The sequence below is a fragment of the Amycolatopsis suaedae genome (assembly GCF_004214935.1).
In the GTDB taxonomy this organism is placed as follows: domain Bacteria; phylum Actinomycetota; class Actinomycetes; order Mycobacteriales; family Pseudonocardiaceae; genus Amycolatopsis; species Amycolatopsis suaedae.
The window spans coordinates 470,570-483,859 of sequence record NZ_SFCC01000002.1; the positions used below are offsets into that span (position 1 = coordinate 470,570).

Sequence of the window (13,290 nt, forward strand, 5' to 3'; positions counted from 1 at the left end):
TCAGGCGCTCGGGCTCGGCATCAACATCGGCGCCACGTCCAGCCGCTGCGGGGTCACGCCGAACTCGTGCATCAGGTCGGCCACCCGCTGGATGCGGACGGCGTCCAGGCTGCGCGGGTACTCGGCGATCGTCACCAGCGGCGCGGTGTCGGCGGGGATCTTGACGTACTTGGTCAGGATCGGTTCCAGCACGGCCCGGTCCTGCACGTCGGCGACGCCCTTGGCGAGGCCGCGCTGGAACGCCGCGACGGTCTTGGGGTTGGCGTTGGTGAACTTGCTGACCGCGCCCCAGCCGGACATCGGCAGGTCCGCCGTCGGGCCGGAGCAGGCGTCGAGGATCGGCACGGCGCTGATGGTCTTGGCGGTGTTGGTGACGAACGGTTCGACGGCGACGGCCGCGTCGATGTCACCGCGGTCCATCGCCGGGCCCATTTCCGGAAGGCCCATCTGCACCCACTGGATGGTGTTGATGTCCACGCCGTGGGTCTTGAGCACCGACATCACGCTGAGGTCGGAGATGGAGCCGCGGCTGGTGACGGCGATCTTCTTGCCGGCGGCCTGCTCCGGCTTCTTGAACGCCGACTTCGGCGAGGACACCAGCATCATGTGCCCCGGCCGGGCGGCGTAGGCGTCGGCGACGACCTTCATCTCGGCGACGCCCTTGGCCTGCGCCCCGAGGACGCCGGGGTAGCTGGTGAACGCGATGTCGAGGTCGCCGCCGACGACGCCCTGGACGGCGGCCGGGCCGCTCTGCACGACCACGGCCTCGACTTCGACGCCCTGCTCCTTGAAGTAGCCCTTGTCGATGGCCTGGTACAGCGGGGCGACGTCCACCACCGGCAGCACGCCGACACGGATCTTCGGTTTCTCGACCGCGCCATCGCCCTGGGCCGGTGCGGGGTCGGACTCGCCGCCCAGCAGGCCGCAGCCGCCGAGGGTGCCGAGGAGAGCGATCGACGTGAGGACGGAACCGACGGTGGTTCGCATGGTTCTGGACAAGACCAACTCCAGGTCGTGGAAATGCTGGGCGCAGGGATCATTTCAGTGATCGCACACCGGGTGAACAGGTCCGAACGGACGCATTACCCTCTGTTAACTTGTAGTCCCTGACTAGGCCAAACGAGTGGGCGCGATACGGTTCGATCGTGCGAACTGTGCGGGACGTGTCCAGAGAGTTGTTGCGCCAGCTCGGATTGACCACAATTTTCGGCAATCCGGGTACCACCGAGATTCCGTTCCTGATCGACTGGCCGAGCGACTTCCGCTACGTACTCGGCCTGCAGGAGTCGGCGGTCGTCGCGATGGCCGACGGCTATGCGCAGGCCACCCGTCGACCCGTACTGGTGAACCTGCACTCGGCCGGGGGTGTCGGCCACGGCCTCGGGCACGTGTTCACCGCCTACCGCAACCGCACGCCGATGATCGTGCTGGCCGGTCAGCAGGTGCGTTCCCTGCTGCCGGACGACCCGTTCCTCGGCGCGCTGGACGCGGCGAGCTTCCCCCGGCCGTACGTCAAGTGGTCGATCGAGCCCGCGCGGGCGCAGGACGTCCCGGCCGCGTTGTCGCGGGCGTTCCACATGGCGACCCAGGCACCGCACGGCCCGGTGTTCGTCTCGGTTCCGGCCGACGACTGGGACGCGCCGGGCGAGCCGTTCCCGGCCCGGCCGGCGATGGGTGGCCTCGCGCCGGACCCCGACGCGCTGGCCGGGCTGGTCGCCGCGCTGACGGCGAGTTCGGCGCCCGCGCTGGTCGTCGGCGCCGGGGTGGACGGTGACGGTGCCGTGCCCGAGGTCGTCGAGCTGGCACGGCGGCTGAAGGCCGGGGTCTGGGCGGCGCCGATGTCGTCGCGCTGCTCGTTCCCCGAGGACGATCCGCTGTTCCAGGGCTTCCTGAACCCCGAGCGCGGCGCGGTGGCCCGTTCGCTGGCGGGGCACGACGTGGTGGTCGTCGTCGGGGCGCCCGCGTTCACCTACCACGTCTACCGCGGCGAGCCGGACGTTGAGCTGCCTCCGCTGTACGTGCTGAGCGACGACGAGCAGGTGCTGGCGCGGATGCCGCGGGGAACCGGCGTCCGGGCGACGGCGAAGCTGGTGCTGCGGCAGTTGCTGGACGCCGTGTCCCCGGCCGACCGGCAGCCGCCCGCACCTCGTGCGACGCCGCCTCGTCCGGCGGCGGCGACGCCGGTGTCGGCCGCGTACGTGTTCGCCACGCTGGCGGAGTTGCTGCCGTCCGACGCGCTGGTGGTCGAGGAGACGCCGAGCCATCGGCTGGCGATGCAGGCCCACCTGCCGATCACCGCCACCGACACGGGTTTCCTGACGATCGCCAGCGGCACGCTCGGCTACGGCCTGCCCGCCGCCGTCGGCGCGGCGCTGGGCCGCCCGGACCGCAAGGTGGTGGCCGTGCTCGGTGACGGGTCGAGCATGTACGGCATCCAGGCACTGTGGACGGCGGCGCGGGAACACCTGCCGGTGACGTTCGTGGTGCTGGACAACACGCAGTACGCGGCGGTGCGGATCCTCGGCGGTGAGGACAAGCTGCCCGGTGTCGAGCTGGGCGGGCTGGACTTCACCGCGCTGGCCACCGGCATGGGCTGTGCGGCGAGGCGGGCCGAGTCGCCGGAGGAGCTGACCGCCGCCCTGACCGCGGCGCTGGCCGACGACCGCCCCACGGTCGTCCACGTGACGGTCGACCCGGACCCGCAGAAGTTGTACTGACCCGCGTTCCCGGCCACGGCCCGAAGCACGTGAAGGCCACCTTCATTACGTCTCACGTGGTGAAGGTGGCCTTCACGTGCCTTGCGCGGGAGTCAGGCCTTCGCGCGGGAGCCGTGGCCGGTTTCGTCGAAGCCGATGACCGGCAACGTCTCCAGGCCGAGGGTGCTGGCGCCGATCAGCTTGCGGGCGGCCAGGTTGCCCATCGGCATGAACGTGCCGGCCTGGGCGTCACGCCACATCCGCTCGAACGGCAGCCTGCGTGTGTAGGACATTCCGCCGATGACGTCGACCAGCCGCTGCATGACCTTCACCGCGTTGTTGCTGGCGACGTATTTGACCACCGCGGACCGGGCGATGCCCTCCTGCACCCCCAGCTCGAACAGCCGCCTGCTGGTGACCTCCTCGGCATGCCGCTGCATCAGCGCCCGCGCGCTCTCGACCAGGATCGTGCACTCGCCGATGACGTCCTGCACGACCGGGTCGATCGGCTTGCCCCGCTTGGTCAGCTGCCCGACCGCCCACTCCAGCGCACCGGCGGCGATGCCGGTGTAGGTGGCGGAGAACGCCGGCATCGCCCACGCCCACACCGTTTCCAGCACCCGTGCGTCGAGATGCTTGACCGGTAGCGAGTGGACCACCGCGTCGTCGGGCACGAAGACCTCGGCCAGCTCGATGTCGTTGCTCTGGGTGCCCCGCATGCCCAGCGTGTCCCAGGTCTGGTGCAGCGTGACGCCCGGCTGGTCCAGCGCGATCTGGCAGAGCAGCAGCCGCGGCCCGCCCTCGGCGTCCTCGTGCCGGGCCGTCGTCGAGCAGTGCGTGGCCACCGCGGAGTTGGTGGCGAAGCTCTTGCGCCCGGTGAGGGTGAACCCGCCGGGGACCTTCGTCGCCTTCGTGAGCGCGTCGGTCAGGTCGTTGCGCATGCCGATCTCGCTGGTGATCGACGCCCACACCAGCGTTCCGTCGGTGGCCCGGCGCAGCAGGCTCTCCAGCCGGGGGTTGCGGGTCTGCCGCCACACGTTGCCCCACTGGCCCAGCGGCGACAGGTGCATGGTGAACGCCAGCGCCGTCGCGCCGTCCCCCATGGCCAGCCGCTCCAGAACCGGCAGGAGGTCCGGCAACTCGGCGCCGCCACCGCCAAGCTCGGCGGGCACCGACAGCTTCAGGAACCCGGCTTCACGCAGGTCGTCGTAGTTCTCGTGCGGGAACGTGTTGTCCCGGTCGTGCTGTTCGGCCCGTTCGGCGAACCGGTCGGCGAGCAGCGCCGCCCTGTCGACGAACTCCCGCTGCCGTTCGGTCAGGCACTTCATCACAGCTTTTCCTTCGACCGGGGCTCGGCCAGCCGCTCGGCCGCCTCCGCCTCGGCCAGGTCACGGGCGGCCAGCTCCTCGTCGCTGAGCCCGCCGTGCAGCAGCCGCGCCACCTCGCCCCGCAGCTTGACGAACTCGGCCGACTCCCGCGTGGTGATCTGGTCCCGGTCGGCAGGCAGGTCGACGGCCAGGTCGGCGACGATCGACGCGGGCGACTTCGACAGCACCAGCACCCGGTCGCCGAGGTAGACGCTCTCGTCGATGTCGTGCGTCACCAGCAGCACCGTGCTGCCCTGCTCACGCTGGACCCGCCGCAGTAGGTCCTCCAGCTCGAACCGGGTCTGCGCGTCGACCGACGCGAACGGCTCGTCCATCAGCAGCAGCGCCGGCCTGCTGGCCAGCGCGCGGGCGATCGACACCCGCTGCTGCATCCCGCCGGACAGCTGCCAGGGAAACTTCGACCCGACGCCGTCCAGGCCGACCGCCGCCAGCGCCTCGGCCGCGCGTTCCCGCCGGTCCGCCTTGCTCATATCCCGCCAGCGGAGCGGGAACTCGACGTTGGACCGCACCGACAGCCACGGAAACAGCGAGCGGCTGTAGTCCTGGAACACCACGGCCAGGTCCTCCGGCACACCGGTCACCCGGTCGCCGTGCAGGCTGACCTGCCCGCCGGTCGGCTTGAGCAGTCCGGCGATGCAGCGCAGCAGCGTCGACTTCCCGCAGCCGGACGGCCCGACGATGCACGCCAGCTGCCCGGACTCGACGGTGAAGTTCAGGTCCTTCGCCACGACGTGCTCGCCGTAACTGTGGTTGAGGCCGTTGACCTCCAGCATGGTCGACATTCGTCACACTCCAGCCGTGGCTTGTTGGGTGTTGCGGGCAGGCTGCCAGCGCAGGACGCGCTTCTCGACACGCAGCAGCAGCGCGTTCAGGCCGTAGCCGAGCACGCCGAGCAGGGCGATCCACGCCCACATGTTGGGGAACTCGAACTGACGCTGGGCGAAGATCAGCTGGTAGCCGACGCCGTTGATCGCGCCGACCAGTTCGGAGACCACCATCAGGATCAGCGCGATGGACAACGCGAGCCGCAGGCCGGCGAAGATCTTCGGCAGTGCCGCGGGCAGCACGACCATCCCGATCCAGTAGTGCCGGGGTGTCCGGAACGACCGCGCGGTCTCCTGCTGCAGGCTGCCGACCGAGCGCACCCCGTCGACGGTGTTGAGCACGATCGGCCACAACGCGCCGAACACGATGGTGACCACCTGCATGGTCGTGGTGGCGCCGAACAGCACCAGGAACACCGGGATCAGCGTCGGCGGCGGCACGCTGCGGAAGAACGCGAACAGCGCCCCGACGTAGTCCATGCCGGTGGCGGACCGGCCGAGCGCGGTGCCCAGCGCGACGCCGACGATCACCGCCAGCGCCCAGCCACCGAGCACCCTGGCCAGACTGGGCAGGATGTCACCGTAGACGGTGTCGGTGAGGAACAGCTGGCTCGCCGGCCCGGTGAACCACAGCTCCGCCGCCGTGGCGACGATCTCGGTCGGCGGCGGGAAGTACACGCTCTGCGCGAGCCGCGTGGCGATCTCCCAGAGCACGACGATCACGGCGAACAGCAGCCAGCGGCTGGCGAAGCCGCGCAGGAAGCGCACGGTGGCGGTGTTGGTCCGGTCGCTCATGCTCGCACCGCCCCCGAGGTCGCGGCGTTCCACCGGAACCAGCGGTTGCCGAGCCGTTCCATGCCGTCGTTGATGACGAACCCGATGATCCCGGCGACGACCGTGCCGGCCAGCACGAGGTCGATGCGGCCGCCGCCGCTGCTCGCCTCCAGGATGAAGTTGCCGATGCCCCGGCTGGCGCCGGCCAGGTACTCGGTGCTGACCACGAGGATCAGCGCGATGGTCGCGGACAGCCGGATGCCGGTGTAGACGAACGGCGCCGCGTGCGGGAGCGCGACCGACGTCAGCTGCCGCACCCGGCTGGTGCCGTAGGCGCGAGCGGTCTCCAGCAGCAGCGGGTCGATCTCGTCCAGCGCGTAGATGGTGTTGTAGAGGATGGGCCACACCGCCGCGTAGACGGCCAGCGTGATCTTGGCTTCCGGGCCGCCGCCGATCACCAGCAGCACCAGCGGGATCAGCGCGACCGACGGGATGGGCCGGAGGAACTCGACGATGGATCGGGTGGCCACCCGGATGGCAGGCACGCTGCCGAGCAGCAGTCCGGCCGGGACGGCGACGGCCACCGAGATCAGCAGGGCGATGGCCCAGGCCAGTACCGAGGCGATGACGTCCCGCAGGAACGCCTGGTCGCCGAGCAGCTCGACCATCCGGACCAGCACGATGCTGGGCGGGGGAAGGAACTGCGCGGGCACCAGCCCGGTCCGGGCCGCCGCCTCCCAGATGAGCAGGAAGACGGCGAGCCCGATCAGGTTGCGGAGCAGAATTTTCATGTAATCAGGCGGCGGGTGCCTTGGCGATCATCGTGTTGACGTCGATCTTGTTCGGGATGATGTTGAACTCCGCCAGGATGTCCGGCACCCGCTGCAGGCGCGAGGCGTCCATCGCCGACTGGAAGGTCAGCAGGTTGGTCACCGCGGCGGTGGCGGCGTCGACCTTGGCGAACTCCACCAGCAGCGGCTCGATCTTGCTGCGGTCGGCGGCCTCGTTGGTCGCCTTCTGCATCACCCGCTGGAACGCGGCCAGCGTCTTGGGGTTCTCGTTGGTGAACTTGCCCAGCGCGCCGTAGCCGGCGGTGGGGAAGTCCTGCGTGGGCCCGGTGGCCGTGTCGAAGATGGGCACCGCGCCGACCGAGCGGGCGGCCTGGGTGATGAACGGCTCGGTGAGGAAGCCGGCGTCGGCGTCACCGCGCTGCAGGGCCGCGCCGATCTCCGGGAACGGGAACTCCCGCCACTGGATGCCCGAGTAGTCGACACCGTTGGTCTTCATCACGGACTTGATCAGCGTGTCGGTGATGGTGTTGATGCCGGTGATGGCGACCCGCTTGCCGGCCATGTCCTTGACACTCTTGACCGGCGAGTTCGGCATCGCGACGACCATGGTGCTGTTCGGGCCGGCCGACGAGGCGTCGGCGACCAGCTTGACGTCGGCCGCGCCCTTGCTCTTGGCGATGAAGAACGGCGTGTAGCTGCCGTAGGCGATGTCGACCTCGCCGTTGAGCATCTTGGTGACCGAAGCCTGCCCGCTGGGGGCGGTCACGGTCTCGACCTCGAGGCCCTCCTGCTTGAAGTAGCCGTTCTTCATGGCGAGGTGGAACGGGGCGACGTCGATGGTCGGCATGATCGAGATCTTGATCTTGGCCTTCTCCAGCCCGCCGCTGGACGGCGCGGCGGAGTCGTCGCTCCCACCGAGAAGGCCGCAGCTCGCGGTCACGGTCAGCAGGCTGACCGACGCGGCGACCGCGCCCAGCCTTCCTAGACGACGACGGATCGGCCGGTCGGTGCTGTGTCGAGGCAAGGTCAGCTCCTGTGTGGAATGCGACGTTGAGATTTGAGGGGCCTTGTGAGGCCGATCGGGGTACTTTTGCCGTCGGGCAACCACTGTAAGACCCGTTACTTTAAGTAACCCCAGGTGGTCGATATCCCTCTGACGTGCACTTATTACCGCTCGTTGGAGCAGTCGTCAATGGGTGTTGATCTACCGTCTGTCCAAGTTTTCGGTGAATCACAGGGTGGTAATCCGCAGGTGTAGCCCGTTGGTGGAAGATTGATCGGCGATGGAGGGTTACATCTTGGTAGCTCCTTCGCTACCTTCTGCTCGATCAGTGTGGGGCGTTGCCGCCTGGACGGGTTGATGCTGTGCGTGAACCGGCGGGCAGACGCCACGGAGAGTGAGTGGTCGCTCGCCGCGGTGTGCAGCGTCCGGGGATGTCGAGCGGTTCGGAAGAAGTGATGGTGGGAGAGCGGTGTCGAGTACGTCGACCGCGGCAGTGAACAGTACGCCGGACGGCGGGCAGCCCACGCCGCCGAGCGCCCCTTCGACATCCCGGCTGAGCCTGCGCAACTGGAAGCTGCGCTCGAAGCTCGCCGCGGTGTTGATCATCCCCGCGCTCACCGCGCTCGCGCTCGGTGGTCTGCGGGCGGTGAACGAGTTCAGCCTCGCCGGTGAGTTCAACGACACGGTGACACAGGTGGACCTGGCCACCAAGGTCACCGGGGTGGTCCACGATCTGCAGAACGAGCGGACGCTCGCCGTCGCGGCGATCGCCTCGCCGAACAACGCGGACCGTGCGGCGCTGAACGCCCAGATCGACCGCGTCGACCGGGCCGTCAACGACCTGCGTCAGGCCGTCGAGAACTTCGACACCGACGACCCCGGCATCCGCGACCGCATCCAGCGCGGTGTCCAGCGGCTCAACGCACTGGACCCGCTGCGGGCGGCCGCGAACGACCCGACGTTCCCCGACCTGTCGGCCTACAACACCTACACGTCGGTGATCGGCTCGCTCGGCCAGCTCGGCCGCGAGGTCAACGCGACGGTGACCGACCGCGACCTGCTCCGCGAGGGCACGGCGATCCTGGCGGTCAGCCAGGCCAAGGAGTTCCTCTCCAGGGAGAACGCCGCGCTGCAGATCGCCGCCGGCCGCAACCAGTTCCCCGGTGACCTGCTCGAACAGCTCCGCGCGGCGCAGGCCAGTTTCCGCGCCGCCGTCACCGACTTCAACGCCGACGCCAGCCCGAGCGAGCGCCAGCTGTTCTCGGCGACGTTCAGCGGCGCCGAGGTGGACGACCGCGAGCGCATCAAGGCCAGCACGCTGGTCCGGGCCGACGTCGGCGGACCGCTCGACGTGCCGATCGACCGGCTGACCACGGACAGCCGGGTCACCGAGCAGAAGCTGCGGGACGTCGAGCTCGGCCTGTTCGGCGGGATGCGCGCACACGCGACCGACCTCGCCGCGCAGGCGACCACCGCGGCGTGGCTGTTCACCGGCGGTGTGCTGCTCGCCGTGCTCGCCGCGCTGGTCCTGATGGCGGTTGTCGCCAGGGCGCTCACCAAGCCGCTGCGCACGCTGCGGTCCAGCGCGCTCGAGGTCGCCTACGCCCGCCTGCCCCAGACGGTCGCCCGCATCCTGGAGGACCCGGACCCGATGGAGGCGACGAAGAACGCCGTCGCCCCGGTGCCGGTGCTCACCCGCGAGGAGATCGGCGAGGTGGCGCGCTCGTTCGACGCCGTGCACGAGCAGGCCGTCCGCCTCGCCGCCGAGCAGGCGCTGCTGCGGGAGAACGTCAACGGCATGTTCGTCAACCTGTCGCGGCGGTCGCAGCGGCTGGTGGAGCGCCAGCTGGGTGTGATCGACCGGCTGGAGGCCGACGAGCAGGATCCGGACCATCTGGCGAGCCTGTTCGAGCTGGACCACCTGGCGACCCGGTTGCGCCGCAACGGCGAGAGCCTGCTGGTGCTGTCCGGCGCGGGCCTGGCCAAGTCGGTGCCCAAGCCGGTCCCCGCCGCCGAGCTGATCGGCGCGGCCGTCTCGGAGATCGAGCAGTACGCCAGGGTCGAGGTCGGCGTGGTGCCCGAGGTCGCGGTGCAGGGCCGTGCCGTGCACGACCTGGTGCACCTGCTGGCCGAGCTGCTGGACAACGCCACCTACTTCTCCGAGCCGGAGACGAAGGTCAGCGTCCGGGCCGTGGTCACCAGGCGCAAGTCGCTGGCCATCCAGATCACCGACCGCGGCGTCGGGATGCAGGAAGAGGAGATCCAGGAGGCCAACGAGCGGCTGGCCAACCCGCCCGCGTTCGACGTGTCCGTGACCCGCCGGATGGGTCTGTACGTGGTCGCGCGGCTGGCCCAGCGGCACCGCATCGAGGTCCGCCTGCGGGAGAACGACGAGATCGAGGGTGGCGTGATCGCCCGCATCGTCGTGCCGACCGAGCTGCTGGTGGCCACCCAGCCGATCGACCCGCGCACGATCTCGTCGATCGACCGCACCGGTGGGACGAGCCCGTCATGGCCTTCGCAGCCTTCCCAGCCGTCGCAGCCTTCACAGCCCTCCCAGCCGCCGATCGTGTCGCCCATGCAGTCGTTGCCCACGGTCGGGCAGATGCAGCCGCCGCAGCAGCCACCGGCACCGCCGTCGCAGCCCGCTGCCCCGCCGGTGCCTGCGGGCTCACCGTCCGGCAGCAACGGTCTTGCCTTGCTCGACGAACCGATCCGGCTGGACGACCTGGTGGCGGGTACGTCCGGCGCCGCCTACCTGAGCGCCCCGGCCGGCGCGCCGGCGCCGAGCTACCCGGCGACCGCTCCGGACCCGTCGGAGATCCCGCTGCCCAAGCGTCAGCCGGGCATGGCCATGCCCGGCGGGGCGGCCTCGCCACCGGCGACCGCGGCCGAGTCGTTCGGCACGGTGGAGAGCACCCAGCCTGCCACCGACTACCTGCCCGTCGAGCCGCAGCCGCAGCCCGCGCCAGCGGAGTCCGACGACCAGCCGGTCGCCGACGACGCGCCGACCCGGCGGTTGCCGATCTACCAGTCGGTGATGTCCCGCTGGTTCAGCGAGGAGGCGGGCGAGCCGGAAGCCGGTGGTCCCGACGCGGAACCGCCCGCCGAGCCGGCTGAGTCCGCGGAACCCGCCGAGACCGCCGAGGTCACGCAGGTCACCGAGCCGGTGGAACAGCCTGCTGCTCCGGCGCCGGTCAGCGAGTGGACCAGCTCGGCCGACGCGGGCTGGAGCGCCGTGCGCACGCTGCTCGACCCGGCGCGGGAGCAGGTCGTCACCGAGGCGGGCCTGCCGAAGCGGGTGCCCAACGAGCACCTCGTGCCCGGGTCGGTGAGTGGGCCGCCCGAGCGCGACGCGTTCGTCGACACGTCCGTCGGGCTGCCCGGCCCGAGCGCGATCTCCCGGTCGGCCGAGGCCGCCAGGGAGAGAATGGCCAGCTTCCAGCGCGGTTACCGAACCGGCCGACATGCGCTGGAGGATCCAGGCAAGGGTGAACAAGCAGAACAAGGCACGAAGGAGTGGCAGTGACACGGGCGGGAGTGGGGCCCAACCACGGCCCAGGGAATGACCCCAGGCATCCGGTGACCGCATCGCAGAAGGTGGACACCAACAACTTCGCCTGGTTGATCACCGACTTCGTGCAGCGGGTGCCGGGTGCGGCGCACGCGGTGGTCGTGTCCGCGGACGGACTGCTGCTGGCGTCGTCCCGCGGGCTGCCGAAGGACCGGGCCGACCAGCTGGCGGCGGTGGCCTCCGGGCTCACCAGCCTCGCCAGGGGCGCGGCACAGATCTTCGAGGGCGGCACGGTCGCGCAGACCGTCGTCGAGATGGCCAACGGCTTCATGTTCCTGATGTCGATCAGCGACGGGTCGTGCCTGGCGGTGCTCGGCGCCCCGAGCAGCGACATCGGCCTGGTCGTCTACGAGATGACGTTGCTGGTCGACCGGGTCGGCCGGCAGATGACGCCGAAGCAGCGCGCGCAGGCGCAGGCCAGTCTCGGCGGTCCACAGGCCGTGCCGAACTGACGATCGGAGACAGCGGTGTCCTTCCGGAAGATCGAGCACCCCGGCGGCGGGCCGACGATGTCGGCCAAGATCGTCGTCGCCGGTGGGTTCGGCGTGGGCAAGACGACCATGGTCGGATCGGTCTCCGAGATCGACCCGCTGACCACCGAGGCCTCGATGACCGAGGCGAGCAGAACGGTCGACGACATCTCCGCCACGCCGGACAAGACCACCACCACGGTGGCGATGGACTTCGGCAGGATCACGCTGGACTCCGACGTGGTGCTGTACCTGTTCGGCACGCCGGGGCAGCACCGTTTCTGGTTCATGTGGGACGACCTGGCGCTGGGCGCGATCGGCGCGGTCGTGCTGGTGGACACCCGCCGGCTCGCCGACGCGTTCCCGTCCATCGACTTCTTCGAGAACCGCAAGCTGCCCTACGTCGTGGCGATCAACTGCTTCGACCGGCTGCTGCATCACCAGATCGAGGACGTCCGGCACGCGCTGACGATCTCGCCGGGCGTGCCGGTGGTGGCCTGCGACGCGCGGGACCGCGAGTCGTCCAAGCAGGTCCTGATCGCCGTCGTGCAGCACGCCATCCGTAAGGAGACCGCGCTCCAAGCAGGTTGACCTGCGAAAACGCGACTCGCGAAAATTTCTGGAGGTTTTTTCGCGAGGTGTGTCGATTGGCGCCGCGCCGGTTCGACGCAGGGGTGAGAGCAAGAGAACAGCACCCCCGGCGGATCGGAGCAGTCCCATGTCGCACCCCCTCGGCCCCCTCGCCGACAACCTCACCGCCTACGCCATCTACGCCACTGCCCAGACCGAGATGCGGCACGCGATGTCGCTGATCGAGTCCGGCCAGTACGAGGTCGCCGCTGACGAGATCAGCTCGGCTGCCCGGGCCGCCGAGGTGCTGGCGCAGATCACCGCCCCGGTCGACTCCGACCGCAGTCAACGGTGGCTGCGGGTCGTCGCCGCCCGCAGACGGTTCGCGGGCCTGGCCCGTGCCCGCGCCACCCAGCCGTCCCTGCCTGCCGCTGCCTGAACTTTCGAGAGGAAAACGATCATGACCACGATCACCCGCGAGACCGCCGCCCGGACCACCTCCACCAACACCACCACCGACCGTCTGCGTGGCTACGGCATCGCCGCCGCCCGGGTCGCCTTCTCCGTGTTGTTCCTGATGCACGGCCTGCAGGGCTTCGGATTCTTCGGCGGCATCGACGGCGCCGGTGCCGCGGTCGAGTTCGGCAGCTGGCCCGGCTGGTTCGCCACCGTGATCGAGACCGTCGGCCCGCTGCTGGTCGCCGCCGGCCTGTTCACCAGGACCGCCGCGGTCATCTGCTCCGGCGCGATGGCCTACGCCTACTTCGTCGTGCACCAGCCGATGGGCCTGCTGCCGATGCAGAACATGGGTGAGCAGGCGGCCCTGTACGCCTGGGTGTTCCTGCTGATCGCCGTCGTCGGCCCCGGCGCCTGCGCCCTGGACAACCTGCGCAAGCGCCGTTGACCGTCAAAGCACGTGAAGGCCACCTTTATTACGTGTCACGTCACGGCCCCGGCGAAGTCGGTGTGGGTGGCTTATCGCGTGTACCCCAATGTGGCATTGGGGGAGTTCGCCGGTCGTGGGGTTGTCTCGTTCGTGGCGACCGGTGAGGCTGCCGAGCCTGCTGTGACCACTGAGGCTACCGGGGCCGTGACACCCGGGGCCGCGAAGCTCGTGAAGGTCACCTTCATCACGTGAGACGACAGGAACTCGGCCTTCATGCGGACCTACAGGTCCCAGCTGTCCCAGGCGTCACAACC

The 13,290-nt window shown here is 69.9% G+C and carries 12 protein-coding genes; 6 read left to right on the plus strand and 6 right to left on the minus strand.

The window, feature by feature from the left end; translation table 11 throughout:
* Positions 1-987: an ABC transporter substrate-binding protein gene (locus EWH70_RS05495; RefSeq protein WP_130474119.1), complete on the minus strand. Its 987-nt coding sequence runs from the start codon at positions 985-987 to the stop codon at positions 1-3.
* 158 nt (positions 988-1,145) lie between these two features.
* Here EWH70_RS05495 and mdlC point away from each other — a divergent pair, with 158 nt between their 5' ends.
* Positions 1,146-2,717, plus strand: coding sequence for a benzoylformate decarboxylase (mdlC, locus tag EWH70_RS05500; RefSeq protein ID WP_130474120.1), 1,572 nt, complete (start codon positions 1,146-1,148; stop codon positions 2,715-2,717).
* Between the two features lie 92 nt (positions 2,718-2,809).
* On the opposite strand, the gene EWH70_RS05505 is transcribed toward mdlC, so the two are convergent.
* The 5 genes from EWH70_RS05505 to EWH70_RS05525 are packed head-to-tail and all read right to left on the minus strand — an operon-like array spanning position 2,810 to position 7,422.
* Positions 2,810-4,024, minus strand: coding sequence for an acyl-CoA dehydrogenase family protein (locus tag EWH70_RS05505; RefSeq protein ID WP_130474121.1), 1,215 nt, complete (start codon positions 4,022-4,024; stop codon positions 2,810-2,812).
* A complete protein-coding gene (locus EWH70_RS05510) occupies positions 4,024-4,866 on the minus strand; it encodes an ABC transporter ATP-binding protein (protein WP_130474122.1) in 843 nt (280 codons plus the stop codon). Before EWH70_RS05510 ends, EWH70_RS05505 begins: the two co-directional genes overlap by 1 nt.
* A gap of 3 nt (positions 4,867-4,869) precedes the next feature.
* Positions 4,870-5,703, minus strand: coding sequence for an ABC transporter permease (locus EWH70_RS05515; RefSeq protein WP_130474123.1), 834 nt, complete (start codon positions 5,701-5,703; stop codon positions 4,870-4,872).
* On the minus strand, positions 5,700-6,473 hold the full coding sequence (locus tag EWH70_RS05520) for an ABC transporter permease (protein WP_130474124.1): 774 nt from the start codon (positions 6,471-6,473) through the stop codon (positions 5,700-5,702). The genes EWH70_RS05515 and EWH70_RS05520 overlap by 4 nt, the downstream gene beginning before the upstream one ends.
* A gap of 4 nt (positions 6,474-6,477) precedes the next feature.
* Positions 6,478-7,422 (minus strand): ABC transporter substrate-binding protein, encoded by a 945-nt coding sequence (locus EWH70_RS05525; protein WP_240686828.1) that lies wholly within the window; start codon positions 7,420-7,422, stop codon positions 6,478-6,480.
* Between the two features lie 523 nt (positions 7,423-7,945).
* On the opposite strand from EWH70_RS05525, the gene EWH70_RS05530 reads away from it, so the two are divergent.
* From EWH70_RS05530 to EWH70_RS05550, 5 genes are all read left to right on the plus strand, one after another.
* Positions 7,946-11,005, plus strand: coding sequence for a sensor histidine kinase (locus EWH70_RS05530; protein ID WP_240686809.1), 3,060 nt, complete (start codon positions 7,946-7,948; stop codon positions 11,003-11,005).
* 53 nt (positions 11,006-11,058) lie between these two features.
* A complete protein-coding gene (locus EWH70_RS05535) occupies positions 11,059-11,502 on the plus strand; it encodes a roadblock/LC7 domain-containing protein (RefSeq protein ID WP_130474126.1) in 444 nt (147 codons plus the stop codon).
* 57 nt (positions 11,503-11,559) lie between these two features.
* The gene (locus tag EWH70_RS05540) at positions 11,560-12,111 is read left to right on the plus strand and encodes a GTP-binding protein (protein WP_130474264.1); all 552 of its coding nucleotides are present in this window, start codon (positions 11,560-11,562) and stop codon (positions 12,109-12,111) included.
* Between the two features lie 127 nt (positions 12,112-12,238).
* Positions 12,239-12,529, plus strand: coding sequence for a hypothetical protein (locus EWH70_RS05545; protein WP_130474127.1), 291 nt, complete (start codon positions 12,239-12,241; stop codon positions 12,527-12,529).
* A 21-nt stretch (positions 12,530-12,550) separates the two neighbouring features.
* Positions 12,551-12,994: a DoxX family protein gene (locus EWH70_RS05550; RefSeq protein ID WP_130474128.1), complete on the plus strand. Its 444-nt coding sequence runs from the start codon at positions 12,551-12,553 to the stop codon at positions 12,992-12,994.
* Positions 12,995-13,290 lie beyond the last annotated feature (296 nt).